The organism is Bradyrhizobium sp. 2TAF36, from assembly GCF_052114925.1.
GTDB lineage: Bacteria > Pseudomonadota > Alphaproteobacteria > Rhizobiales > Xanthobacteraceae > Bradyrhizobium > Bradyrhizobium barranii.
In genome coordinates this window covers 128,753-154,614 of the sequence record NZ_JBFRFR010000003.1, presented here as the reverse complement: position 1 = coordinate 154,614, position 25,862 = coordinate 128,753, and the positions used below count along the sequence as shown (strand labels likewise).

Annotated in this window: 21 protein-coding genes; 5 read left to right on the top strand and 16 right to left on the bottom strand. The window is 65.6% G+C overall.

The window, feature by feature from the left end; all coding sequences use genetic code 11:
* Nucleotides 1-90: 90 nt before the first annotated feature.
* A complete protein-coding gene (locus AB4Z51_RS02635; RefSeq protein ID WP_441496997.1) occupies nucleotides 91-1,695 on the bottom strand; it encodes a flagellin N-terminal helical domain-containing protein in 1,605 nt (534 codons plus the stop codon).
* Between the two features lie 323 nt (nucleotides 1,696-2,018).
* On the opposite strand from AB4Z51_RS02635, the gene flbT reads away from it, so the two are divergent.
* Entirely contained in the window at nucleotides 2,019-2,444 is a 426-nt protein-coding gene (gene flbT / locus AB4Z51_RS02630) for a flagellar biosynthesis repressor FlbT (protein WP_028148524.1), read from the top strand.
* A 79-nt stretch (nucleotides 2,445-2,523) separates the two neighbouring features.
* Here flbT and AB4Z51_RS02625 read toward each other — a convergent pair whose 3' ends face one another.
* The 9 genes from AB4Z51_RS02625 to AB4Z51_RS02585 form a co-directional block, all read right to left on the bottom strand.
* Nucleotides 2,524-4,023: a pyridoxal phosphate-dependent decarboxylase family protein gene (locus AB4Z51_RS02625; RefSeq protein ID WP_441496996.1), complete on the bottom strand. Its 1,500-nt coding sequence runs from the start codon at nucleotides 4,021-4,023 to the stop codon at nucleotides 2,524-2,526.
* A complete protein-coding gene (locus AB4Z51_RS02620) occupies nucleotides 4,020-5,273 on the bottom strand; it encodes an ATP-grasp domain-containing protein (RefSeq protein WP_441496995.1) in 1,254 nt (417 codons plus the stop codon). The genes AB4Z51_RS02625 and AB4Z51_RS02620 overlap by 4 nt, the downstream gene beginning before the upstream one ends.
* A 1-nt stretch (nucleotide 5,274) precedes the next feature.
* Nucleotides 5,275-6,924 carry a hypothetical protein gene (locus tag AB4Z51_RS02615; protein WP_441496994.1) on the bottom strand — a complete coding sequence of 550 codons (1,650 nt, stop codon included), beginning with the start codon at nucleotides 6,922-6,924 and terminating at the stop codon, nucleotides 5,275-5,277.
* Nucleotides 6,914-7,696: a hypothetical protein gene (locus AB4Z51_RS02610; protein ID WP_135214576.1), complete on the bottom strand. Its 783-nt coding sequence runs from the start codon at nucleotides 7,694-7,696 to the stop codon at nucleotides 6,914-6,916. Before AB4Z51_RS02610 ends, AB4Z51_RS02615 begins: the two co-directional genes overlap by 11 nt.
* Before the next feature lie 72 nt (nucleotides 7,697-7,768).
* Nucleotides 7,769-9,643: a flagellar protein gene (locus AB4Z51_RS02605; protein ID WP_441496993.1), complete on the bottom strand. Its 1,875-nt coding sequence runs from the start codon at nucleotides 9,641-9,643 to the stop codon at nucleotides 7,769-7,771.
* A 20-nt stretch (nucleotides 9,644-9,663) separates the two neighbouring features.
* Complete coding sequence (gene flgK / locus AB4Z51_RS02600; protein ID WP_441496992.1) at nucleotides 9,664-11,547, bottom strand: flagellar hook-associated protein FlgK; 1,884 nt, start codon at nucleotides 11,545-11,547, stop codon at nucleotides 9,664-9,666.
* 34 nt (nucleotides 11,548-11,581) lie between these two features.
* A complete protein-coding gene (locus AB4Z51_RS02595; protein WP_028148531.1) occupies nucleotides 11,582-13,861 on the bottom strand; it encodes a flagellar hook-basal body complex protein in 2,280 nt (759 codons plus the stop codon).
* A 291-nt stretch (nucleotides 13,862-14,152) separates the two neighbouring features.
* Nucleotides 14,153-14,665 carry a peptide-methionine (R)-S-oxide reductase MsrB gene (gene msrB / locus AB4Z51_RS02590; RefSeq protein ID WP_028148532.1) on the bottom strand — a complete coding sequence of 171 codons (513 nt, stop codon included), beginning with the start codon at nucleotides 14,663-14,665 and terminating at the stop codon, nucleotides 14,153-14,155.
* 86 nt (nucleotides 14,666-14,751) lie between these two features.
* Nucleotides 14,752-16,209, bottom strand: coding sequence for an NAD(P)/FAD-dependent oxidoreductase (locus AB4Z51_RS02585; protein ID WP_441496991.1), 1,458 nt, complete (start codon nucleotides 16,207-16,209; stop codon nucleotides 14,752-14,754).
* Nucleotides 16,210-16,301: 92 nt separating this feature from the next.
* On the opposite strand from AB4Z51_RS02585, the gene AB4Z51_RS02580 reads away from it, so the two are divergent.
* Nucleotides 16,302-16,838: a SixA phosphatase family protein gene (locus AB4Z51_RS02580; protein WP_441496990.1), complete on the top strand. Its 537-nt coding sequence runs from the start codon at nucleotides 16,302-16,304 to the stop codon at nucleotides 16,836-16,838.
* Nucleotides 16,839-16,898: 60 nt separating this feature from the next.
* Nucleotides 16,899-17,324 carry a universal stress protein gene (locus AB4Z51_RS02575; protein WP_071917342.1) on the top strand — a complete coding sequence of 142 codons (426 nt, stop codon included), beginning with the start codon at nucleotides 16,899-16,901 and terminating at the stop codon, nucleotides 17,322-17,324.
* Between the two features lie 79 nt (nucleotides 17,325-17,403).
* On the opposite strand, the gene AB4Z51_RS02570 is transcribed toward AB4Z51_RS02575, so the two are convergent.
* On the bottom strand, nucleotides 17,404-17,640 hold the full coding sequence (locus AB4Z51_RS02570) for a DUF1127 domain-containing protein (protein WP_071912174.1): 237 nt from the start codon (nucleotides 17,638-17,640) through the stop codon (nucleotides 17,404-17,406).
* A gap of 185 nt (nucleotides 17,641-17,825) precedes the next feature.
* Between AB4Z51_RS02570 and AB4Z51_RS02565 the strand changes: the two genes are divergently transcribed.
* Nucleotides 17,826-19,169 carry an aminotransferase-like domain-containing protein gene (locus tag AB4Z51_RS02565; protein WP_014493975.1) on the top strand — a complete coding sequence of 448 codons (1,344 nt, stop codon included), beginning with the start codon at nucleotides 17,826-17,828 and terminating at the stop codon, nucleotides 19,167-19,169.
* Nucleotides 19,170-19,239: 70 nt separating this feature from the next.
* Here the strand turns inward: AB4Z51_RS02565 and AB4Z51_RS02560 are convergent, their stop codons facing one another.
* Nucleotides 19,240-19,827, bottom strand: coding sequence for a YdcF family protein (locus tag AB4Z51_RS02560; protein ID WP_441497018.1), 588 nt, complete (start codon nucleotides 19,825-19,827; stop codon nucleotides 19,240-19,242).
* Between the two features lie 71 nt (nucleotides 19,828-19,898).
* Nucleotides 19,899-20,486: a hypothetical protein gene (locus AB4Z51_RS02555; protein WP_441497017.1), complete on the bottom strand. Its 588-nt coding sequence runs from the start codon at nucleotides 20,484-20,486 to the stop codon at nucleotides 19,899-19,901.
* Nucleotides 20,487-20,565: 79 nt separating this feature from the next.
* On the opposite strand from AB4Z51_RS02555, the gene AB4Z51_RS02550 reads away from it, so the two are divergent.
* Nucleotides 20,566-21,000, top strand: coding sequence for a hypothetical protein (locus AB4Z51_RS02550; protein WP_441496989.1), 435 nt, complete (start codon nucleotides 20,566-20,568; stop codon nucleotides 20,998-21,000).
* Nucleotides 21,001-21,003: 3 nt separating this feature from the next.
* Here AB4Z51_RS02550 and AB4Z51_RS02545 read toward each other — a convergent pair whose 3' ends face one another.
* The 3 genes from AB4Z51_RS02545 to AB4Z51_RS02535 form a co-directional block, all read right to left on the bottom strand.
* On the bottom strand, nucleotides 21,004-23,403 hold the full coding sequence (locus AB4Z51_RS02545) for a bifunctional diguanylate cyclase/phosphodiesterase (protein WP_441496988.1): 2,400 nt from the start codon (nucleotides 23,401-23,403) through the stop codon (nucleotides 21,004-21,006).
* Between the two features lie 104 nt (nucleotides 23,404-23,507).
* On the bottom strand, nucleotides 23,508-24,941 hold the full coding sequence (locus AB4Z51_RS02540; RefSeq protein WP_441496987.1) for an MFS transporter: 1,434 nt from the start codon (nucleotides 24,939-24,941) through the stop codon (nucleotides 23,508-23,510).
* A gap of 143 nt (nucleotides 24,942-25,084) precedes the next feature.
* Nucleotides 25,085-25,591, bottom strand: coding sequence for a YciE/YciF ferroxidase family protein (locus AB4Z51_RS02535; protein WP_283017057.1), 507 nt, complete (start codon nucleotides 25,589-25,591; stop codon nucleotides 25,085-25,087).
* Between the last annotated feature and the right edge of the window lie 271 nt (nucleotides 25,592-25,862).

Sequence of the window (25,862 nt, the reverse complement as noted above, 5' to 3'; positions counted from 1 at the left end):
TGAAACCCGGCTCACGCCGCATCACGCGCAAAAAAAACGGCGGGGCAAAAGCCCCGCCGTAATGCCTTGTTTGACGATTTTCGCCGCGTATCAGCGCAGGAGCTGCAACACGCTCTGCTGCGACTGGTTGGCCAGCGACAGCGCCGAGACTGCGATCGACTGGCGGGTCGACAGCGCCTGGCTGTTGGCCGCTTCCTCGTTGGTGTCGGCCAGCGTCAGGTTGGACGAACCGGTCTGCAGGACGTTGATCAGGTTCTTGTTGAAGTCCTGGCGGATCTGCACGACCGACAGGTTCGAACCCAGCGTCGATGCTTCCGAACGCAGCGTGCTGCTGGCGGCATTGAGCGAGGTCAGGACCTTGTTGGCCGAAGCGTTGTCCAGGAAGTCGGTGCCCGAGGCGAGGGTCGAGATGTTGAGACCCGCGGTGTTGAAGGTCACACCAGTGATRCTCAGCGTCGACTTGCCGGTTTCGTTGAACGTCAGCTTCAGCGTGTCGCCGTTGAGCAGGTTGACGCCGTTGAAGGAGGCATCCTGCGCGGTCGTGTTGATCTGCGCGAGCACGTTGTTGTACTGCGCAACCAAGCCTGCACGCTGGGTCTGCGAGGTCGGATCGGCAACCGGAGCCGCGATGGCAGCGCTGTGGAACGGTCCGGTGGCGGTAAAGGCCGAGCCGCCGAGCGTACCGATCGTCGAGGAGGCCGCGTCGTTCGTGGTCGTGATGGAGATCACGCCGGTCGAGTCGATCGAGGCCTGCAGGTTGTTGGCCGCCAGCGCCGAATTGAGCCCGTTCAGCGTCGAGATCTGGCCGGTGCCGGTGCCGAAGGTGATGCTGGTGGGCGTGCCGCCGCCGGTGGCTGCGATCGTCAGCGTCTGGCCGGAGATGGCGGGCGGGACGCGGGCGGTGGTGCCGGCGGTGAGACCGAGCGCGGCGAGCACGTTGCCCGAACCCGCGATCGTGAGATCCGAGGTCGTGCCGGTGCTCAGCGTGAGCTTACCAGCCGCGACGGTCGAGGCGGTGCCGGTGCCGGTGATGCCGTCGATCGCAGTCAGCACGCTCTGCACCGTCAAGGTGCTGCCCGTGCCGATGCCGATGGTGACGTTGCCGGCGGTGTCCGTGGTCGAAGTGGTCTGCGCGGTCGAGAACGTGATGGTCTTGCCGTTGACCGTCAGGACCGAGCCGTTGGTGATGGCGGTGCCGAGGTCGTCGGAACCCGCACCGGCGGTACCGACCAGCTGGGTGGAGGCCRTGATGTTGACCGCAGTGCCGGTGTTGTCGTTCAGCACGGCGGTGCCGGCGACCGTGTTGTTGGTGTAGCCGGTGCCGAGCAGGTTGTTGGCGGTTGCGCCGGTGATGGCGGTCGAGGTCACGGTCGACTTGGTGGAGTAGCCCGTCGGGCTCTGCAACACCTGGTTGGCAATCGACTTGGCGCTGTCCACCAGCTTCTGCAGCGAGGTGATGCCGGTGTTGGCTGCCTGGAGAACCTGAACGCCGTTGCCGATGCCATCGAGCAGATTGCCGATGTCGCTGGCGCGGTTATCAAGGCCCTGGGCGGTGAAGAAGTTGGTGGGATTATCCAGAGCCGAGTTCACCTTGCGGCCAGTCGAAAGACGGGACTGGGTGGTGGCGAGGAGGTCGGCGGTGGACTGGAGGGAGAGCAGGTTCTGGCGAACCGATGCGGAGAGAACGACGGACATACTGTTACCTTTCTGGTAGCTACGCGTCCTATCTGACCAAAATTGATCAGACGACCGCCGGACCGTGCGTCCAAGCCTCTAACAATCCGTGAAATGAAACCCGCACTTTTCCCGCCGCGACGCTGAAAGCGCCCTTCGAGGCCGCGGCAGACGGCTGGACATGCCGCTATCGGCCTTGAAATTGTTGCATTTTCCGTCCCCGCCGCCGTCGTTTACGACCTGTTAACCATGTTGCGCAAGGATCGGCTCCAAATCACGAACGATCGCCCTCATCGCACGAACGCCGCGACGGATCGTTGTAAAAGGGTTGATGGAGAACAGGCATGGCTCTCAAGGTTGAGCTCAAACCGCACGAACGCATCATCGTCGGCAATTCGGTGATCACCAACACCGACCAGCGCGCCCGCCTCCTGATCGACGGCGAGAACGTGCCGATCCTGCGCGAGCGCGACATCCTCACGCCGGAGACCGCCGACACGCCGGCCAAGCTCGTCTATCTCGCGGTCCAGCTCATGTACATCTCGCCGGATCCGCAGAGCCAGCACGGCACCTACTTCAACCTGGTGCGCGACATCGTCACTGCGGTGCCGAGCGCCTGGCCGATCATCGAAAGCATCAACAACAACATCATGAGCGGCGATCTCTACCGGGCGCTGAAGGATGCCCGCAAGCTGATCGCCTATGAAGAGAAGCTGCGGGACCAGTACCAAGCGACGCATCCCAAGAGCGACGTCAGCTCGGCCGCCTGATCGGCACGCATCAGCCTGCCCAAACGACAACGGCCCCGGATCATCACCGGGGCCGTTGTCGTTTCAGCCGCGTTCCTGGTCACTGCGCCGCCAGCGGCGGCGCCTCGACCTCGATCAGACCACCGCCGGTCCGCCGCGCGCCGAACTCCAGCACCGCAGCGACAAGCGCGTCGATGTCCGTCTCGTCGGTACGATGATTGACGATGGCAGCGCGGATCGCGAACCTGCCGTCCAGCGTCGTGCTCGAGGACGCCGCAACGCCGGACTCCTGGACATCGGCGACAATCTCGCGATTGACCGCATCGTCGGCGCGGTAGCGGAAGCAGACGATGTTGAGATTCACCGGCGCCAACAATTGCAGCCGCGGCTCGGCCAGCACGCGCGTCTCCAGATATTTCGCCAGCGCGCAGCTTCGCGCGATCACCGCGCCCAGCCGGTCGGTGCCGAACGTCTTCAGCGTGAACCAGGTCTTCAGCGCGCGGAAGCCGCGCGACAGGTCTGGGCCGAGATCGCAGGGCCAGACCGCGCCCGCTGCAAGCCCCCTCGCCTCGCGGCGCAGATAGGCCGCCGGCTGCGCAAAGGCCTGCCGGTGCTGCTCGCCGTCGCGTACCAGCAGGAAGCCGGCATCGTAGGGCACCTGCCCCCATTTGTGGAAGTCGAGCGCAATGGAATCGGCGAGCTCGATGCCGCCGAGCATGGGCGCGAGTTCGGGCGAGAAGATCGCGAGCGCCCCGAAGGCGCCATCGACGTGAAACCAGATTCCTTCCTCGCGGCACAGTTCAGCGATCGCCTTGAGGTCGTCGATCGCGCCGATATCCACCGTGCCGGCAGATGCGACCACCAGGAACGGCTTGAAGCCGACTTCGCGATCGATCGCGATCTGCGCGCGCAACGCGGCGACGTCGATGCGATGATCGGCATCGACATCGATCTTGCGCAGCGCATCGGTGCCGAGCCCGGCAATGTCCATCGCCCTGGAGACACAGCCATGCGCAGCCTGCGACGTGTAGGCCGTGAGCAGCGCGCCGTCATTGCCGATGCCGTGCTGCCGCGCCAGCGTGCCGAGCGCGCTCGTGCGCGCCACCAGCACCGCCATCAAATTGGCCATCGACGTGCCCGTGACGAAGATGCCGCTCGCGCGCTCCGGGAAATCAAACAGGCGCCGCATCCACGCGACGATCTGGCGCTCGACTTCGATCGGCATGTGATCGCGTCCGCCGAGATTGGCATTGAGGCCAGCCGCGAGCATCTCCGCGAGCATGCCGACCGCGGTGCCGCCCCCATGCACCCAGCCCATGAACCCGGGATGGACGTTGCCGGTCGCATAGGGCGCGACATGCTCGGCGAATTCGCGATAGACATCGGCAAGGTCGCTCGCCTCGCGCGGCACGTCGGCCTTCAATGCCGCGCGGATGCCGTCGGGAATCGGCTGCCACACCGGCCGCGCGCGGACATTGGCGATGCCGTCGATCGCCTCGTCCAGCATGCGATGGGCGAGCGTGYGAAATTCGCTCCAGTCCTGCGGATCGAGCGAAGCCTGCGCGACGGAGCTTTGCGCGTTACGGATGATCTCGTTCATGCTGCGCTCGCCTTGCCTTCTCTTGCGTGCCGCGACAGCATCGCCGTGAACGCGGCAAAGATCTTGCGCATCTGCGGTGGCTTGTACGGAAACACGACCGGCGAATCCATGTTGTGCACGACGGCGGTGTTGTCGGCTTCGAAGACCAGCAGCTCGCGGTCCTGGTTCTCGGCGCAATCCACGATGAAATAATCGAGGCCGACGCGCCGGCTCATCTCGTCGAGCGCGGCCTTGTGGCGCGCGGCGAAGGCGTGGTCGAAGTCCAGCATGAAGACGGCCTCTTCAGCCCGCTTCTCCTCGCTGAACGCCATGTAGGCGTTGAGATACCAGATGTCCCAGCGATCGGCGATCGCCATGTGGCAGGCGTAGGGCTTGCCGTCGACCATGGCGAGACGGTATTTGCGGTAGAGCCCGTCGGGGCTCACATAATCGACGAAACGCGCGACGAAGAAATCCTGCTCCTCGCGCTCGGCGAGATAGGCCGCGAGTGCCGGCGCATCGTCGAGCTTCGCCAGCCCGACACCGGCATGCGTGCCGCGCGGCCGCGCGATCATCGGAAAGCGTAGTTCGCCGGCGATGTCCTCGCAAGCGATCCGGCCCTGCGCGAGATCCGTCAATTGCGCGCGCGTCGCGTGGATGGTCGACGGAATCTCGAGACCAGGGATGCCCGCCAGCAGCCGATACAGCTTGTCGCGATCGAGGTTGCCGATGAGATCGGGGCGATTGAGCAGCGGCCGCGGCCAGCACGGCGCCGCCTTTTCGATCAGGGCGAGCGGTTCCCGGCATTCCTCGGAATCGGATGCGATCACGATGGCGACGTCGTGATCGGGCAAATTCTCCGGGAGACCGGAGCCCTTGACCACGTAGAGCGTCAACAGCTCGATGTCGGAGCCCTCGAGCAGGAAATCGATCGGCGTGTTGCCGCCCATGTCGATGTCGGCCGCAAGGGCGAGCACGCGCAAGCTGGGCTTCGGAGCCGCAGCGGGCGTGCGAAACAATTGATGGAAGGTCAGCACCTCCGACTGGATCGCCAGCCCCGCCGCCTTGTCGCCGAGTAGCTGGACGATCAGCGATAGGTCAAGGCCTTCGCCCGCGTGCGCTGCTCCTTCCGTGATCCGCGTGACGAGCTGATCGCGCAGTGGCTGCAGATCGACACCTTCGAACGCCTGGCGCGTCAGCTGCGCAAAGCCGATGCGGTCGGCACAGTTTGGCACGGTCACGCCGATCGGCGCGGAAACTGGATGCTGCATCTCATACCTCGAACGCGGACTTTTCCGGCGCGGTTGCGGCTGCGCCGCGGCCAAGCAGCAGCTCGATCTTCACCACGACATGAGCGATGCGATCGAGCAGGTGCTGCACATTGCGTCGTGCCTGCGCCATATCCGGCGACCAGGCCTCGGTCACGAGCCGGGCGCCGACGCAGAGGCGCAGCACGGCCTGCGGCGCGTCGTCCTGCCGCTCCAGCCGGACCGGCTGGCCGATCAGGCTACGCTGGACGGCGACCTGCCGGTCCGCCGCGCTGCCGCTGACCTCCTCGTTCACGTCACGCCGCAGCGCCCGGTGGACGGCGCTGGTCTCGGCCATCGAGACCGGCTTGCCGTCGCGCAGCAGCATGAACGGAAAGATCGTGGCGTACGCGAACTCCTCGTCGTCTCCGGCAGTCTTCTCGGTCGCCGTTGGAACGGGTTGAAGCGACGGCGACAGCGCGATCATGCTGTCGATGCCGGCGGCAAGCTCGGCCAGCGCCCTGACGCGGAAAGCTCCGGGCACGGCGTAGTAGCTGCCGATTTCCGCAAGCGCCGCCTCCCAGCGCAGCCATTGTCCGAAATTCGGCCGGCGCTCGAAGCGTGAGCGCAGCGCCGTCCAGGCCATCGGCCAATCGCAGCGGCCGGCATAGTCGAAGAAGCCCGGCGCAATCCCCTCAATCCGGTCGAGCGACCGCGAAAGCCCCTTCGGCACCAGCAGCGCGCCGCTGAAGGCAGRGCCACCGAAGAATTTCGAGCCGGTGATCAGCACCATATAGCCGCGGTCGAGATAGGAGCGCAGCCGGCGGCGGCCGAGCCGCGCCTGACAGGCGTCGACGACGACCTGAACCTTGCGCGGCCAGCGCCGCGCGATCTCGTCGAGACAGGCCACGCCCGGCGCGCGCCAGCCGAGCTTCGAGGAATCCAAGATCTGAAGCAGCACGGGCGCACCTTGCGCGATCGTCGCTTCAATCGCCTCCAGCACCGCGGCATCGGTGTCGGCGCGCATCGCGATCCCGGGCCCGGCCCGAAGCAGCGGCAACGTCACGCTGGCGCCGGCGAGTCCGGCAACCGCGCCGTCCTTGCGCACGGCAAGGCCGCTCGCCGTCATGGAGCTGAAATGGTGACCGCGCGCGGTATGGGCCGTGCCGCTACCGGTCTGGTCGGCGCCGACCACGATCGTCACGGGCGGGGCGCCGAGCACCGCACGCGCCAGGAACAGGGCGTGGAGCTGAGAATCCGTCCCGGACGGCGAGAACACGACGTCGACGCGCGGCGAGAGCTGGAGATGGCCGCGCAACTCCTCGCGCATGGCCTCGCAGCGCGCATCGAAGGCGATCTCGACCTCATCGAACAGGCACCTGTGCATCAGCTCTTCGCGCGCCAGCGCGGCGCGGTCATAGGCGAGTTGCGAGATCGTCAATGCCGTCGAGGAGGCGAAATTCCAGATCTCGGGTTCCGGCGAGGCCGCACAGCCATAGGCATTGACGCGATCCCCAGCGTCGAGCGCCAGCCGCGGATCTCCGCCGGAGACGAGCAGCGTGTCCAATGGCGTGAAGAGATCGCGCAGGCGGTAGCGCGAGCCGCCGTCGAATGTGCGCTCGGGGACCGACAGACCGGATGCGCCGGCGCTCATCCCGGAAGGCTCACGCCGCATCGGCAGCTGCCGCGGGCGCGGCTGCGAATTGCGAGGCGATGTCGCCGTGGAACACCGACGGCCCGACGTGATCCAGCGAGCTCTCGATGTCGGCCCAGATCTCGCCGCCGATGTCGGTCCAGCGCTTGCAGAAGGCGAAGTCCTCGGAAAGATAAGTCCCCGTCGCCTGATCGATCATGCATTCGAACAGCGCGAAGCGGTTCTGGCTCGCCGCCAGCGTGTCGTGCGAATGCTCGCGGAAGAATTGCAGGTCGGCATAGTTGGGGTGGCGGCACATCGCCTCCAGCACGTGGCGGCGGATCATCAGGAAGCCGGTGCCGGCGTAGCGCACGCGGGTAAAACCGTTGACCACTACGATGCGGTCGGGATCCTCGATCTCGAGCACATAATCGAGCGCGGCCGCCGGCACATCCGCGCGGCCGGACTCGATCGCCCGCCTGGCCTTGTCCCAGTTGACCCGCTTGATCGGATAACAGCCGGCGACGACATCCGCGCCGCATTCGATCAGCCGGAACACCTGCTCGGGCTTGAAGCCGATGTCGGCGTCGATGAACAGGAAATGGGTCGCCTTTGGATCGTCGAGAAACATCGCGGCCAGATTGGCCCGCGCGCGCGTGATCAGCGCATCGCCGTCGCGCAAGAGCACCTTGAGCTCGAGATTGGACATGCCGTGCACGGCGCGCTGGAGCGCGAAGATCGAGCTTGCATAAATGCTCGAGACCTGCCCGCCGAAGCACGGCGTGGCCACCACCAGCTGCATCTTGTCCGACATCGACGGCCCCCGCCCCGCTCAACTCCTCACCAAAAGGTAAAGAGGCATGGTTAACGGCGTCTTAATGCGCGCTTACAGGAACTTGACGAGCGAGAGCTGCGAGAGGTTCGAGGTGACCTGGTAGGACGCCTGAAGCGCGTTCTGCAGCGACAGGATCTCGCTCGCCACCTGGTCCGGCGAGGCCGATTCCGCCTGGTCGATGATGGACTGCAGCTGCGCCTTGGCCTGGGTCTGGCGCGTGCCTGCGTCCTTCATCGTGTTCTGGGCCATCGCGAGGTCCGTCTGGATGTCCTCGATGTGCTGCTGGCCGGGCTGCTTCGTCAACGACTGCGTCACCCGCAGGCTCAGCGCGGAGACCTGCCCGCCCGCATACTGGCTGGTCGGCGAGGTTGAGAACGTCCCGAATACGGCGATCGCCTGCAATTGCTGGCGGATCGCGTCCTCGTTGGCCTGCGCGCCATATTGCACCGTGACTGAATCATCGACCCGCGCCATCGCCGTGGAGCGCGGCGAGCCGGGCCCGTCATTGCCGGTGTACCATTTCACCGTGTTGGCCGAGCCGTTGACCAGCGTCGTCGCCGAACTCGCCGGTGAAGAACCGACGCGCAAAGGCGGCTGCGTCGCGGTGACCGGGGTCGAGCCGAAGCCGAGCGCGTTGAGTGCGCCCGAGTTCGAGGTCGTGATGTTGAGGCTCGCCGCGTCGTCCGTGTTGATCGTGATCGAGCCGCCATGCACGGTCGAAGGCTTCGACGTGCCCGTGATCTGGTCGATCTTGCTCATCAGCGTCTGGATGCTGTCGCCGACATTGAGCTGGTTGCCGGTCGCGCCCGAACTGACGAAGGTCAGCGTGGTGCCGTTCACGGTGATGGTGTCACCGGCGGCGAAGCCCGGCGAGATCGAATTCGAGGGGCTCGCGCCGGACAGCGCCGTTGCGCCGCTGATCGGAGCCGGTGGCGCCGCCTGGTTGTTGACGGGCGCACCGATCGCGGAGCTTGCGGTGTTGAAGAAATTGTCGCCGGCCGTGATCGCGGATGCCGCGACAAGCGAAGTGTTGGCGAGCTTCGTGATCGCGGTGTTCAATGCCGTGTTGAGGTTCGCGGCCGTGTTGGCCGGGGTCGTCGCGTCGATCGCAAAGCTGCCGATCGGCGTCGGCGTGGCCGTGGACGCGGTCAGGTCGACCTGCCCGGTGGTGCCGTCCGGCAGCGTGAACTGGACGCTCAGCTTGTCGCCGTCGTTCGGGTTGAGGCCGTTGAGATCGACCGAGAACGACACCGGCGAGCCGCTCGGGCCGGTGACCGTCGCACCCGTCAGCGTCGAGGACACCGCCGCGATCTTCATTCCGAACGGCGATCCGGCGACGTCCTCGGATACCCGCACCGAGCTCGGCGTCGGCTGCGTCTGCACCAGCCGTCCCATGCCGTTGGCACCGAGGTCGGCGGCCTGGCGCTCCGCCATGACGGTCTTGAAGCCCGCCTGCGTGGTCGTGCCGTTGATGATGTCGCCGGCATTGGCAACCGACTGCGTGTTGAACGCGGTCCCGGAGAACAGATAGCGGTTGCCCGACTGCGTGTTGAGAACGCCGACCATCGAGCTGAACTGCGAAGCGGCCGTGTTCTGCGCGACGGTCTGTCCGTTGACGTTGAGATCCTGCGCGGTGCTCGCGGAGCCGGTCTGCACCGTGTTGCGGATCGTCGTGAGCGACTGGAGCGCGGTATTGGCGAGGTTGATGTTCACGTTCACGTTCGTGATCGTGTCGGTATAGGCGGCGATGTTGGAGAGCTGCGAGCGCCCGGCGATCGCAAAGCCCTCGTTGGTGCCCATCCCGGAATAGTTCTGCGACAGCTTGCCGGTCGCGAGCTGCGTCGACAGGTCGGTGAGCTGCTGATTGATGTTGCGGATCTGCGCGCCGAGGACCGACGAAGAGTAGTTGATGCTGCTGATCGACATCTTTCAGAACCCTGTACTGGTTACACTTGAGCCTGGATCAACGTGTTCATCATGCTCTGCACCACCGACATGACGTGGGCGTTGGCGGCATAGGCATTCTGGAGCTGGATCAGGTTCGACATCTCCGAGTCCAGATTGACGCTGGAGGTCGAGTCGAACTTGGCCTGGAGCGTCGAGACCACGACGCTCTGGCCCTGCTGGAGCTGGGTGGCCTGGGTCGAGGCGTTGGCCTGGATGCTCAGGAACTGCTGGAGGTAGTTCGAGACGCTGCCGGTGAAGGGCTGGTTCGCCGAGCCGAGGCCGGTCGTCGGCGAATAGGAAAACACCGCATTGGTGAGCTGCGAATAGAGATAGTCCGAGCGCGTGGTATCGCCGGCGGGCGTCACCGGCGAGGTGTTGTAGACGGACAGCCGCGTGGGATCGCTGACCAGCTGCGTGTTCACGGCGATGCGCCCGGCAAGGCCGGTCATCTGCGAGCCCGAGGCGGTGATCGCACCGGTGTAGAGCGCCTGCCCGCCGTCGGTGAACACCGCCAGCTGCGGGCTGCCCGAGGTCAGCGACGAGATCGTCTTGGTGGTCGAGGCCGAATTGACCTGGGCAAGGCCGGTATTGTCATCAGTCACCCGCAGCGTCGTGGCCGTCGCCGGCGACGGAGCGGCGGAGAACGTCAGGTGCGAGCCTGAGAGCGCGGTGTTGAGCGCAGCGGCGATCGCACTCATGCCGCCGGAGAAATTGACGCCCACCCGCATCGGGTTGGCATTGGTGGCGTTCTGGAGCGGCAGCGCCGCCGGGTCGGTCACGTTGACGAGCGTGATCTGGCGCTGGGTGTTGGTCGCCGTGTCCTTGTAGGTGATGTTGACCGTATTGCCCGGCTGCGCACCGGCAAGGTCGAGATCGAATCCGGCCGGCGGGCCTGAGACCGTGCTGCCGGCCGTGGTCTTGTCCGACAGCGCGCTCGACATCGTGGCGGCGAGCTGGTCGATCTGGTTCTGCGCCTGCACCAGCGTCTGGTCGCGCAGCTTGAGATCAGCCGCGATCTGGCCGGAGGAGACCACGTTGTTGGCGACGACGTCGAGCTGCGAGCCGTTCGGCAGCTTGATGTTGAGTGCACCGACGCCGGACTTGGCGGGATCGCTGTTGTAGAGGGAGGTCGCCGACAGCGCGCCGGCAGAGGCAAAGGTGAATTGCGAGGCGAGCCCGGCGCCGACCAGCTGGATACCGGTGGTGGTGTAGATGTTGGCCTGATTCGAACCGTCGGTGGTGACGCGAACGTCGACATATTTCGACAGCGTGTTGATGGCCTGATCGCGCTGGTCCATCAGCGTCGCGGCCGAGGGATCGTTGGCCGACAGGCCCTGGAGCTTGGTGTTGATGTCGGCGATCTGCTGCATCGCCGCGTTGGCCTGCTGTGCCGAGGTGCCGAGGTCCTGCTCGACATTGGAGCGCAGCGACTGGATGCCCTTGGTGGTCACGTTGAGCTGCTGGGCCAGGGCCTGCGCCGCGCCGAGGGCAACCGTCTGCGCCGACGACGAGCCCGCGCTGGTCGACAGCGCCTGCAACGCCGTGGTAAAATTGTTCAGCGCGGTTTCGAGCGTGCCGCTGTTGCCGGGCGTGCCGTAGACACTCTGAAGCTGCTTCAGGATGTTGGCCATCTGGTCGGCGTAACCGCTGCCGCCGGTCTCGGTGCGCAGCTGGTTCTGCACAAAGGTGTCGAGCTCCCGGCTGACGCCGGTCGTCATCGCCGTCGAGCCGAAATCGCCGGTGGTGACCTCGATCTGGTTCGGCCTCTGGACGACGTAACCCGGCGTCTGCGAGTTGGCGACGTTCGAGGAGACGATCGAGAGCGCGGCCTGGTTGGCACGCAGACCGCTCATCGCACTGGCGAGGGCTGAACTCAAACCCATATCACTAGCCGCCTTTGGTTACGTCACGCGCCGATCAGCGCAACACGTTCAAGAGATCCTGCACCATCGAATTCGCTGTCGTGATCACCTTGGTGTTGGCCGAATAGGCCTGCTGGGTCACGATCAGCTTGGTGAATTCGTCGGCGATGTCGGTGTTCGAGCCTTCCAGCGACGAGCCGCTGATGCTGCCCGACGCGCCGTCGATCGCTGTGCCCGACTGTTCGGTCGCGGCGTAGGCGCCACCGTCGAGGGCCTTGAGGTAATTGGTGCCGTTGAAGTGCGACAGCGTCACCTGGGCGAGGTTAAGGTTCTGGCCGTTGGAGAAGGTGCCGACCACGAGGCCGCTGTTGTTGACGGCAACCGAGCGGAGCTGACCGGCGGCGTAGCCGTTCTGCGTGATGGTGTTGATCGTCACCGCGCCGCTGGTGCTGGCATATTGCGTCAGCCCGCCCGAGGACATGTTGAAAGCGACCGAGCCGAGCGACTGGCCGCCGACGCTGACGTTGTTGATGGTGATGCCCGATCCGCTCGGCGAGGTCAGCGAGCCGTCGCTGGCAAAGGTGAAGGCCTGCCCGGTGTTGACCCAGCCGACCGTCGTGCCCGTCGCATTCGGATCGGTTTGGTAGAACAAGTTCCAGGTGTCGGAATGGCCGGTGCCCAGCGAGGCGCTGTCGGTCTTGGCCCAACGCAGCTGCAGGTTCACCGGCGTGCCCGCGGCGTTGTAGGCGGTGACCGCACCGCCGCTGATCGATTCCTTGGTGAACGTGGCGATATCGTTGCCGATCACGCCGCCGGTGCCGGCAGTGCCGCCACCGCCGCGGTTCTTGGAGATTGACGACGTGAAGCCGAGCGCGGCGAAGGCGCTGCTGTTGTTGGGGCTCGTCACCGTCAAGGTGGGATTGGCGATACCGGTATTCAGGGTGATCACGCCGTTGCTGATCGAAGAACCGCTCGCACCGCTGAGCGTGTCGATCTGGCTGAGCAGAGTCGCTATGGAGTCGGTGATGTTGATCTGGTTCGGAGGGGTAGCGCCGGAGGCCACGAAGGTGATCGTATTGGCAGCTCCCGTGCCGTTGACCTGGATCGTGTTGCCGACCACGAAGGGCGTCGAGAGGACTTCCGCCCCGCCGGGCGTCGCGGTGCCGCCGAGCTGTGTACCACTCGTAATCGCGGGAGTGGACAGCACGTTACCGCCGCGCGTYACGCTGCTGACGCCGAGCAATCCTGCCGCAGTGCCGCCGATCGTCACGTCGGCCGTGGTGCTGGTCGTGATCTGGATGTTGCCGCTGGCATTCATAGTCACGCTGGAGGCGGGAACGCCGGCTCCAGACGCGATCGCGCTGAGGACATCCGACATCAGTGCGCTGGTGGGCGACTTCAGACCAATCGTAGTGACCGCCGGGGGGCCCGCAACCGTCGAAACGCCCGAGACGGTGTTGTCGAAGTTGATTGTTTGGCCGTTGACCGTCAACGACTTGCCGGCCAGGTTGGTGAGAAGGCTGGTGTTGAGGTGCGTGGCCAAGCCCGCATCGAGAGACGTGCTGCCAGTTGCCACCGCCGAAGCGCTGTCCAGCAGTGCCACCGAGCCAGTCGCGGTCGTCGCCGTATAGGCCGAGCGCAGATTGCCGGTGGCCGCCGCGCCGGAGACCGTCGCATTCGAATAGGGCGGCGGCGGCGAGCCGACAATCAGCGGGTTGGCGGCGAAATCGGACGGGTTCAGGCCGCCGGCCGCCAGCAGCGTGCCGCTCGCCGCGGTCGAGCTCGCCCCCGTGTTCGGCACGCTCGGCAGGTTCGCGGCGTACTGAATCGAGGTTGTCGCCTGTGCCGGGATGAAGTTGTTCTGGAATTTCAGGACGGACGCCACATTGCCGGTCGGGTTGCCGGTCTTGGGGTCGACCGTGACGCCCATCAGATAGTAGCCGGCGCCATTGACGAGATTGCCGTTGGAATTGAGCTGGAAGTCGCCGCGGCGGGTGTAATAGGTGACGCCGCTGAACTGCGGCAAGTTGTCGACGACGTTAGTCGCCTTCTGGATCGAGAAGAAGCCGTCGCCGGTGATCGCCATGTTGGTCGCGACGGAGGAGGACGAGATCGTACCCTGGGTGGTGATGGTCGCCTTGGCGTTGGCCGTCACACCGCCCGCGACCTGCTTGCTCGGGACCGAGGCGTCGGGGATGAGATCGACGAAGCTGGTGCCGATGCCCTTGTAACCGGTGGTGGATGAGTTCGCGATGTTGCCTGAAATGTTCTGCAGCGCGTAGGACTGCGCCTGCAGGCCACCCACCGAGGTGTTCATTGCATCGAAGATACCCATAACTTTGTCTCCAGATCCGATCTCGGCGGCCGGTCGACCATGGCCGCAGTCGGAAGAGACAGTCGCAAGGGCTATGCCAATGCGGGTATTCTCAGGAAATCAATGACTTGAATGGGGAGGCCCCGGTCCGATGACCGGGGCACAATTGCCGGGCCGGCAACAATTGCCGGGGCATCGGGTCATCCCGGCGCGGTCCAAGGGACCGAACTCAGGTGCGCAATTGCGCACCTGAGAAGCTCGAGATTCCGGATTCGATGCTCGCGCATCGCTCCGGAATGACTCCAGCGAAACCTACGTTGCCGACGCGGCGGCCGGGTGGAAGACCAGCCCGAAACCGTCGATGCAATAGCGCAATCCGGTCGGCTTCGGACCGTCGTCGAAGACGTGGCCGAGATGGCCGCCGCAGCGCCGGCAATGCACTTCGGTGCGCACCATGCCGAAGGTGCGATCCTCGGTCTTGCCGACATTGCCTTCGATCGGCTGGTAGAAGCTCGGCCAACCCGTGCCGCTCTCGAACTTGGTCTCGGACGAGAACAGCGGCAGGTCGCAGCCGGCGCAGGCGAAGATGCCCTTGCGGTGCTCCTTGAGCAGCGGGCTGGAGCCCGGCCTCTCGGTGCCCTCCTTGCGGAGGATTTCATATTGCTGCGGCGTGAGCTGGGCGCGCCACTCGGCGTCCGTCTTCTCGATCTCGAATTTTTGCGTGGCCTTCTCTCCAGCCTCGGCAGGCGTTCCTCTCAGCCAGCGGAAGGCCGAAAGGCCGAACAGGCCGGCAACAGTCGTCAGCAGGATGCGGCGATCAAACATCTCATTCTCCGTGCGCGGGGAGTCCACGCCCTGAGATACGGGCTCTAACGGCCGACGTTACACGTCCGGCCGGGGTTTTTCTCAACTTATTGCGAGACGATGTCGTCCTGCGGAACCGGTTCCACGCGCTCAGCCGCAGGTTTCGACGGAGGGGCCGGCCGCGGCCGGACGCCCGGCGGCGGACGGCGCGGACCGGTGCCGGCGGCCCGGTTGGCTTCGGCCAGCCGCGCCTCGCGTTCCCGGTCCTTAACCCGCGCCCGCTCGCGGTAGCGAGCAAGCGAGCCTGCGGCGGCGGAACTCGCCCTGCCCCAGACTCCCACCAATTGGCCCGCGACCCGTCCGGTCGTGCCGCCCGCCCAGACCAGCTCGAATGGCGAGAACAGCTTCCAGCGGTCGTCGCCCCCCAAAATGCTGCGCGCGATCAGCTGCCCGGCCATGGCCGAGGTGTTCATGCCCTGGCGGCCGAACCCGCTTGCCACCCACAGGCCTTTGCGCAACTGGCCGATCTGCGGCATGCCGTGCACGGTCTGGCCGGTGGCGCCGCCGAACATGTCGGTAATCTCGACATCGCCGAACTGGGGGAAAATCGATATGATCCGCCGCCTGACCGCGCCCGCAAAGCGCTGCGGACGCGCGGCCCAGGTGGTCTCGGGGCTTTCCCACATCAGGCGGTCGCCGTCGACGACACGGAAATGGTCGACCCCGTCGGAATCCATCACCGATCCCTTGAACGCCACGATCTCGTGCACGCGCTCGCCGAGCGGGGCGGTAATCCCGGCATAGCGCCAGACCGGCAGCAGCGTCTCCGACAGGCGCCTCAAGGGCGCGCCGAGGTGGATGTTGCCCGCGAGCACGATGTGGGTGGCGCGCAGCCGCGCCGACGGCGTGACGATGCGCTTGCGGATGCCGGAATGATCGATGCTGACGACCGGCGTATCTTCGAAGATGCGCGCTCCCGCCCGCCGCGCCAGCGCTGCGAGGCCGTGCACATATTTGCGGCCGTCGACCTGGAACGCCCGGGGATAATAGACGCCGTGGAAGTAACGGTCGGTCTTGAGCGCCTCGCGGACGCGATCCACCTGCCAGCCCTCGACCTCCGTGTCGAAATCCTCGTGGAGCATCTGCAACCGGCTGATCAGCCGGTCGCCGGCATCGACGTTGGAGACCTCCAGCACGCCATCGCTCGGGCCAATGCCGGGGATGTTCTCTTCGGTGGCGTTGGCCCGGACGAACTCGGCGCCCTCCTTCGCCAGTGTCCACAATTCGCGCGCGTCCTCGAAGCCGATGCGCTCGATCAAATCTGCGAGCGGCAGCGCAAAGCCCGGCATCACGGTGCCGAGCTGGTTTCCGGAGGCGTTCCAGCCGATATGGCGGCCCTCGAGCACCGCGACGCTGGCTCCGAGCCGGGCTGCCTCCAGCGCGATGGAGAGCCCGGCAAGCCCGGCCCCGATCACGCAGATGTCGGCGTCGAGATCAAACGACAGTCGCGTGCGTTCACGAAAGCCGGCTTCTTCCTGGGACACGCTTGTGAAAGTCTCGCTCATGTCGTTTCCTTAAAGGACCGATCGGGCCCTTGTCACCTTGTCCTCAACCGGCGCCTGTAGATTATCTGGACGCGTAACGATTCGAGAATGCCATGCGCCGTTTGATGCTGCTGCGTCACGCCAAGACCGAGACTGACGCGCCGAGCGGCCGTGACCAGGATCGTCGCCTCGACGACCGCGGCCACAAGGATGCCGCGCAGATCGGGGATTGGCTCGCCACCCATCCCCCCTTCCCCGCGGCCGTGCTGGTGTCGCACGCCGTCCGGGCCCGGCAGACCTGGGACATTGCCTGGGAGACGATGAAGGACCGCGTCGCAGCGCCGCAGGTGGAGGTCCTGCCCGAACTCTACGGCGCCGATCCCGCCCAGATCCTGGAATCCATTCGCACTGCAACTGTTCCGGCCAACCCGAAGCAGTTGCTGCTGGTGGGCCACAATCCCGGCATGCACGAGGCCGCGCTGATGCTGATGGGCGGCGGCGATCCGGCCGGCGTCAAGGCGCTCGCTCACAATCTGCCCACGTCGGGGCTTGCGATCTTCGACTTTGACGTCAAGGATTGGGGTGACGTGGCCTACCGCCGCGGCAAACTGGTGCTGTTCGTCAGCCCCAAGCTGCTTCGATCGGGTTGAGACGCGCGGGGCGCGCCGTCTCGACCGGTTGATCCTAGCTTGGTCAATTGGGAGACGCAGATGTTCAAGTCCATCCTCGTGCCCATCGACCTCGCCGACACCGATCTGGCCAAGCCGGCGCTCGCGACCGCGATAACGCTGTCGCAGACCTGGAGCGGATCGATACGACTGCTCAACGTGCTGCCGATGACGCCGGTGATGCTCGCCGAATACGTCCCGGCCGATTTCGACGAGCAGCAGCGCCAGACCTCCGAGGAAGCACTCGCCATCGTCGCGCGGGAGTCAGGCATCGAGACGGGGCGCATTTCCAGCGTGGTGCGACAGGGCGGCATCTATCATGAGATCCTGGAGGAGGCCATGCACATGAAGGCCGACCTGATTGTGATGACCTCGCACCGGCCGGCGATGCGCACCTATTTCCTCGGCTCCAATGCCGGGCACGTCGTGCGCTACGCCAAGTGCTCGGTGCTAGTGGTCAGGCACTGAGCGCCACAACAAACGCTGTCATTGCGAGCGGAGGCATTGTCACCACGCCCGGACTTGCGGGCGTGGCGGCCGAACAAACTCACAGATACCGCGTCAGCTCGGCCTTGAACTGCCCGTAGACGGCGTCCTCGATCTGGCTGCGCGTGATCCCGATGTCGCGCAAGGCGTGGTCGTCGAGCTCGTTCAGCGTCTTGACGGCAGAGCGGCGCTCCAGGCGATCGAACAGCGCATGGGCAACGTTGGCGAGCGTGCTGAAAAATCCGCCCGACGAGGATGGGCGTAAACTCCGCCCGGCAGTTTGCGAGATCGTGGTCATTTTTCTTCTCCGGCCTATTGTCCGCGCAGCGAAGCAGGTGCCGTTGGCGCGGACGCTGTGAGCGCCTGCACCTCATTTGCCCTCGGATTGCTCTCGCTCTCCTCGGCTCAATCGCGGAACTTGATGGAACTTAAATGCTCCAGTACACTACTCGGAGCAAGTAAAACATTGCTCTCGGTGCAATAATGTCCAAGTTCGAATACGTGAAGCTTGCCGATGCCATTGCGGCCGATATCACTAAAGGCACGTTAAGGCCCGGCGACCGGCTGCCGCCACAGCGCAACTTTGCCTATGACCGCGGCATCGCGGTCTCGACCGCGAGCCGGGTTTATACGGAGTTGCTTCGCCGCGGGCTCGTCGTCGGCGAGGTCGGCCGCGGCACGTTCATCTCCGGCGACATCAAGCGCGAGGTCGAGGCGTTGAGCGAGCCGCGCGACGCGCGGATCGATTTCGAGGTCAATTATCCGTTATTGCCGCAGCAATGGGCGATGATCGCCAAGAGCCTTGCCGGGCTCGAGCGCGTCGACGCGCTCGAATCCGCCCTGCGCGTCTCGACCAGCACCGGCACCAAGAGCGCGCGCAATGCGGCCGTCGCCTATCTCGCGCGCAAGGATTTCACGCCGCAGGCCGAGCAGATCGTCTTCACCGCCAACGGCAAGCAGTCGCTCGCCGCCGCGCTCGCCGCCCTCGTTCCCACCGGCGGCCGCTGCGGCGTCGAGGCGCTGACCTACCCTTACGTCAAGAGCATCGCGGCGCGGCTCGGCGTGACGCTGGTCCCGATTCCGATGGACGAATACGGCGCACGGCCCGATGCGATCCAGAAAGCGCATCGCGAAGCGCATCTGTCGGCGCTGTATCTCCAGCCCATCATCCAGAACCCGCTCGGCGTCACCATGAACGCGACGCGGCGCGCCGACATCATGCGCGTTGCCGAGAAGCTCGATCTCACCATCATCGAGGACGCCGTCTACGGCTTCCTCGCCGACGACACACCGCTGGCAGCGCTCGGGCCGGACCGTTGCATCGTGATCGACAGCCTGTCCAAGAAGGTCGCACCGGGCCTCGCGCTCGGCATCCTCGTGACCCCGCCGCATCTGCGCGAGAGCGTGATGAGCGCGGTCCGGACCGGCGGCTGGATCGCCTCGGGCCACGCGCTGGCGTCCGGGCAGCGGCTGATGGCCGACGGCACCGTCGCCGAGCTGACGCGGCTGAAACGGATCGACGCTGCGCGCCGGCAGCAGACCGCGGCAAGGCTGCTTGCCGGCTACCAGATCGCGGCCGACGCGCGCTCCTATCATTTGTGGCTGACGCTGCCGCCACACTGGCGCTCGCAGACCTTCGTCGCCGCAGCAGCCCGGCGGGGCATCGCACTGACACCATCCTCGACGTTTGCAATTGCGCACGGACATGCACCGAACGCGGTGCGGCTCGCGCTCGCCCCGCCCTCGCTCGAGCAGCTCGATTCCGGCCTGCGCACACTCGTGTCGCTGCTCGGCACCAAGGAAGAGGATTTCGACTCGACGGAGTAAGCCAGAGCGTTGCGAGCGAAGTGATACCGGTTCGAAAACGCGTCGCAACAAAGATCCGGCCCTTCGCCGCTCAGGTCGCCGGCCATTCCGCGAAGCCCCTCGCCTTGTACGGCTCGATCTTGTCCCATTCGTGCAGGACACGCCGGCGAAACTCGACATTGGTGTGCCAGAGCGCGCGCGGCGTCGCAAAGCTGTCGACGGTGAGCAGCATCTTCTCGACGTCAGGCCAGTACCGGTGCAGCGTCATCGGGTAGCGGCGCGCCGTCCAGGTGTTGCCGAGGCAGATCACGCTCCGGATGTTTCGCAGTCCAAGCGCCGCATCAATGATCGGCAGCGAGAAAATCACGTTCTCGCCGGTGTTCATCGCGCGATGTTCCTCGAGGATGAGGTCCGCGGGAATGCCGGCCGCGACCATCGCTGCCTTGATGATGGTGCACTCAGATTGCTCCGAGCCCGGCGTCACGCCACCGCTGACAATCGACCTGCGGAAAAGGCCCTCGCGCCACAGCGTCGCGGCGGTGTCCGCGCGCAAGCCAACGTCCTCGCGGGTGCCGAACATGAACAACAGATCGGCCGGCCGGAGCGGCGTATCGATCAGATGCGTACGGTTGATTTCGACGATCTCATCCGCTGTAGGCTGCTGCCTGTTGCGATCCATGGTTGGCATGACAGCACGATTCGACACCGGCGCAGGAGCGCAAAGTCACGTTTGATTGCGGCCGATTGCACCTAAGGCAGCAAGGCCTTCGGCACACGATCGAAACTGTAGCTGTGCGGCTGGTTGCGCCGCACGAAGCCACCGACCTGCCAGGCGAACAGCGCGGCAAAACCGATGATGAACAGGGCGCCGGCGAATTCGCCGATCAGGAGCGCGCGGATCAGCAGCCCCGTCATCGCCACCGTCAGCACCGCCAGGAAGGCCAGCACCGCCGCATAGGTCTTGCGGCCGAGGCCTGCGGTCAATTCGGCGCGGCTGCCGGCTTGCGCCATACGTGCGTGCAGTTCGATGATGAAATCGCGAAAACCGTTGCCCTGCGGCGCCATTAACGCCGCGGTCTGCCAGCTCGTCGACAGGATCCTGATGCGGCCGCCGCCGGTGTGGCTGACATCGGCGCGAAAGCGGTGCTGCTGCATCGACACCGGGCGAAACGACAGCCGGATCGCCGAGATCTCGTCATAGCGCCACAGGCCGGAGCGGCCGGCGATGTGCCAGGACAGGCCCTCGTCCGTCAGCTCGAAACGATGCGCCGAGCCGATCAGCGACGCCTTGTAGGCGTAGCTCGTGACCGACGGGCCTTGCGCTCCCGAAACCTGTATCCCCACAATCAATCCCGTCCGCGCAATCCCGCCTGCGATCGGCTTGCGCGATCGCCCTCGCCCATCCTACAAGCGGGGCATGGCTGAGACGACCTTTTTTCCGCGCCGCCTGATTCTCGGCGCCGCCGTGATCTCCGGAGTGCTGCTCGCGCTCGCGGTGCACATGCTGGGCGCGCGCTACGGGCTCGACCTCGGCGGGCTCTGGCATTCCGACACGCACGAATTCATACCCGCGGGCGCAGCGATCGCCTGGTGGTTGATTGCCACGGTGGGTTTCTCCGGCGGCTATTTCACGGCGACATTGATGCAGAGCGCCGTCTCCGGACAGATCCCGCAGCGGATGCGGCAGTTCCTGATCGCGGTCGGCGTGCTGCTGCTTGCCGGTGCGGGCCAGGTGGCCTCGGCGCCGAGCCCGATCCCGTCCGTCTCGGTCGTGCTCGCCGGGCTCGCCGCGCTATGTCTTGGCGCCGTGATGGCGTTTTGCGGCGCGCATTTCGCGCTGCGCCGCGGCTAGACATCAGGCCGAGGCGAGCAGCCGCGGCCGGTTCAGCATCAACGCGACATCGGATGCGGGCCGCGGCTTGCTGAAAAGATAGCCCTGCGCCTGGGTGCAGCCCTCGCGCCGCAGCAGCTCGAGCTGCGCGTCGTTCTCGACGCCTTCCGCCGTGGTGACGATGCCGAGGCTGCGCCCGAGGCCGGTCACGGCGCGGATGATCGCCATGGAATCCTCGCGCGTCGCAAGCTCCGACACGAAGGAGCGGTCGATCTTGATCTTGTCGAACGGGAAGCTGCGCAGGTAGCTCAGCGACGAATAGCCGGTGCCGAAATCGTCGAGCGAGATCCGCACGCCCATGGCCCGCAGCTCGTGCAGGGTGGTCAGCGTCGCCTCGCTGTTCTGGAGCAGCACCGATTCGGTGATCTCGAGCTCGAGCCGCCGCGCCGCGAGCCCCGAGGCGGCCAGCGCATCGGTCACGGATGCAATCAGGTTCGGGCTCTTGAACTGCACCGGCGACAGGTTGACGGCGACATCGACATCGTCCGGCCAGGTGGCGGCGTCACTGCAGGCGCTGCGCAGCACGAACTCGCCGAGCTGGACGATGAGGCCGGTCTCCTCGGCCACCGGAATGAAGTTGATGGGGGCGATCAGGCCGCGCTGCGGATGGTTCCAGCGCAGCAGCGCCTCGAAGGCGACGACGCGACCGCTGGCGACGTCGCGGATCGGCTGGTAGTACGCCTCGAACTCGTCGCGCAGCAACGCCGCCCGCAAGTCCATCTCCAGCAGCCGCCGCGCCTGCGCAYGCGCATCCATGCCGGTCTCGAAGAAGCGATAGGTGCCGCGGCCGTCCGCCTTGGCGCGGTACAGCGCGAGGTCGGCGTTCTTCAACAGCTCGTCCGGATTGTCGCTGTCCTGCGGCGACAGCGAGATGCCGATCGAGACGCCGATCACGATCTGATGGTCGTCGATCTCGTAAGGCGCAGAGATCACCTCGACGAGGCGGCCGGCAAGGGCTCGCGCCGCGGCTTCCTCGGAGCGCCCGATCTGGACCACGGCGAACTCGTCGCCACCGAGCCGCGCCACGGTGTCGCTCGCGCCGACAGTGGCCTTCAGCCTGCGACCGACTTCCTTGAGCAGCGCATCGCCGATGGGATGGCCGAGCGAGTCGTTGACGTCCTTGAAGTGATCGAGATCGAGGCACAGCACCGCGAGCTGGTCGCCCGACTTCGCCCGGCGCAGTCCCTGCTCGAGCTGCTCGTGGAACAGCACGCGGTTCGGCAGATTGGTCAGCGCGTCATGGCGCGCCATGTGCGAGATCTTGGCCTGCGCCTCCAGCCATTCGGTGATGTCCTCGAAAGTCGCGACCCAGCCGCCGCCCTGCATCGGCTGGTTGACGACGCGGATGGAGCGACCGAACCGGGTGACGACCTGGCTGGTCGTGCGGCCCTCGCACGCGTCGGCCACGAGGCGCGCGAAGAATTCGCCCGCATCGCCCTGCCACTGGCCCTTGGCCTGCTCTTCCCGCAACACGTCGACGAGCAGGCGGCCGGCGAGCGGAATGTCGGTGCGGCCGAGCAACGCTGCGTAGCGCTCGTTGAAGAGCTGGATCTTGCCGTCCGCATCGAACATGCACAATCCCTGCGACATGTTCTCGAGCGCGGTATCCAGCACGACTTGCTGGCGTCCCAGTTCGCCCTTGGCGCGGCGGTCGAGCAGAGCCGCCGCGAGCGCGATCGCGATGATCGCAGCGGCGGCGCTGGCGGTGAGGATCGACAATGAGGCCGGCGGGATCGACAGGCCGCTGATCACGACCGCAGGATCCGGCGTCAGCTCCACGGCGCCCATGGCGGTGAAATGATGTGAGACGATGGCAAGCGTCAGCAGCACCGTCGCGCCGAGCGCGCCCGCAAGGCTGTCGCGCCGCCCTGCAACGACCAGGGCAAGCGACCCGAGAACGATACCGAGGATGATCGAGACCGTCACTGTGCCGGTCGTCCAGCCGATGTGCGCGGGAATCTCGAGCGCCATCATGCCGGTGTAATGCATGGCGGCAACGCCGCCACCAACGACGGCGCCGCCGAGCGCAACCAGGCCCGCCCGCGTCACCGACACCGAGATGCTCAGCCCGATGAAGGTGACCGCGATCGCGAAGATCAGCGACAGGACCGTCAACGGAATGTTGTAAGCGCCGCCCGCACCAGGCCCGTAAGCCTGCATCGCGATGAAATGGGTCGCCCAAATGCCGCCGCCGGCGACAACGGCATCAAGCGCGACCCACGATACGCGAGCTCCCCCGCGCGCCGCACGCGCGCGGTGGAACAGGCTGATCGCCGCCGCGCTGGCGAGCAGACACACCGCTCCACCGAGTGCGACCAGACGCCAATCATGCTGATCCGTCAGGCAGTAAAGAACTTGATACATTGCCGGTCCCTATTCCAACCGCACTAGAACCGGCAGAGATGGACAGTCGGTAACCGGCTATGTGCCGGTTTCGGGAATGGTGAACAGAGAATGTGTGGGATCGCTCACATTGAGTGCCCTTGCGCCTTTGCGTCAGGTGCATTTGCGCCGAGGCCGATCACGGCGGCGGCGAGCAGCAGGACGGCCGCCGATATGATTAGCGACTGGTGAAGGCCCGTCATGAATGCACTGTCCGAGGCCACCAGCGAGCCGAACAGCGCGACGCCGAGCACGCTGCCGGTCTGCCGCGTCGCGTTCAGGACGCCGGCGGCGATGCCGGAGCGCGCCTTGTCGATGCTGCCAAGCAAGGTGGAGGTCAGCGGCGGCACCAGCAGGCCAAGTCCACCGCTGATCGCGATCATCTGCGCAAAGATCGCCCAGTAGCTGGTCCCGGCTTCGGTCCAGAGCAGCCCGAGACAGCCGAGCGCCGAGATACAGGCGCCGACCACGATGGTCGGGCACGAGCCGAAGCGCTCGGCCAGACGCGGCGCCAGCAGGTTGACCGGCAGCACCGCGCCCATCATCGGCACGAAGGCGAGCCCGGTCCACCAGGCCGACAGCCCGTTGATCCTCTGGAAATACAAGCTCAGCACGAAGATCAGGCCGTAGATCGCAATGTTGACGAGGAGGCCGACGATCGTGGTCAGGGTAAACAGCCGGTGACTGAACAGCGCCAGCGGCAGCATCGGCTGCACGGTGCGGCTCTCGCGCCAGACGAAGAGCACGGCGAATGCGGCTGAGGCAACGAATGCTGCGATCACGGCTGGATGGCTCCAGCCGAGCGCGCCAGCTTCGATGATCGCGCCGGCAAGCGCGCCCAACGCACCGATCGCGGCGAGCTGTCCCGGCAGATCGATCTCGCGCGCGCGCGAGCGCGTGGTCTCGCTGGCGTAGCGCCAGCTCAGCCACAAGCCGGCAAGACCGATCGGCAGGTTAACCAGGAAGATCGCGCGCCAGCCAACCAGCGTGATCAGCGCGCCGCCGACGAAGGGACCGGCAGTCAGCGCCAGGCTCGCTCCGGCGGCCCAGACCGCCACGGCACGGCCACGCTCGCGGTCGTCCGCATAGGCATGATTGAGCAGCGCCAGGGAATTCGGCACCAGGATCGCCGCCGCCAGCCCCTGGACTAGCCGTGCTGCGATCAGCACGATGGCGTTGGGCGACAGCGCGCAGGCGAGCGAGGCCGCGGTGAAGATTGCGAACCCCGCCATGAAGATGCGCTTGGCGCCGATGCGGTCGCCGAGCGCACCTGCGGTCAGAATGAAGGCGGCAAAGGCGATGGTGTAGGTGCTGACCACCCATTGCAGCTCAGCGACGCCGCCGCCGAGCGTTTTACCCATCGCGTCGAGCGCGGTGTTGACGATGGTGACGTCGAGTTGCACCACGCCATAGCCGAGGCTCATCGCGGCAAGCGTGAGGGAGGTCGCAAGGCGCGAGCCGGCACGCTGCGCGCCGGCTCCGTTGTCGAGGGGTTCATATTTGATGGTGCTGGCTCGCATGCTGCCACCTCGGTTGCAGCCCCATGCGAAACATACGCTTCCAGCCCGCATTCATGCTTCGACAATGATCGTATTATGGATGCGTCAAATGCGAACGCCGCGCGGATGACCGCGCGACGCCTTTTTCGCAGCTACGCCCGGTCCTAGCTCGCCGCGCGCAGGTTCACCTTGCTCTCGGCGAGCGCGGTCAGCTTCCTGTCGGTCGCCTTCTCTTCTTCCAGCGTCTTGGCGAGCACGGTGGCGCAGTCGTTGCGGCCGAGCTGTTTGGCCCAGGCGATCAGGCTGCCGTAGCGGACGATCTCGTAATGCTCCGCGGCCTGGGCCGCGTTGATCAGGGCGGCGTCCAGCACTGCCTTGTCGGCGACTTCACCGGCGGTCTCGTCGGCTTCCTCGATGATGCCGTCGATGGCCGGGCAGTCGACCGCCTTCACCTGCGTGCCGTGCATCTTGAATACTTCCTCGAGCCGCTTGACGTGCTGCTTGGTTTCTTCGAGGTGCGTCAAAAAGCCCTGCTTCAACTGCGGATCGGTGGCCTTATCTGCCATTTTCGGAAGCGCCTTGGTGAGCTGCTGCTCGGCATAATAGATGTCCTGAAGCTGGTGCACGAACAGGTCGTTCATGGTTTTGATATCTTTTGTGAACAGTCCCATCGTTCCGATCCTCTCGGTTTCGGGAACACGGAGGCGTCGGCTCGCACGAAAAGCCGATTATTCCGCCATGTTCGATTGCTGATGGAGCGCTAACCAGCGCACGGTACCGACGTTCCAAAAAAGCTCGCATCGCTTGCGCTGGAACAATGCCGACTGCGGGCGGACACGAAATCATGTCAAGATGCGGACGCGCGTTCCGGGCAGGTGCCCCGACTCATATGCTTAACGCGCGCCCGATATGAACCACATATGACAAAAGCGGCGGTCCACC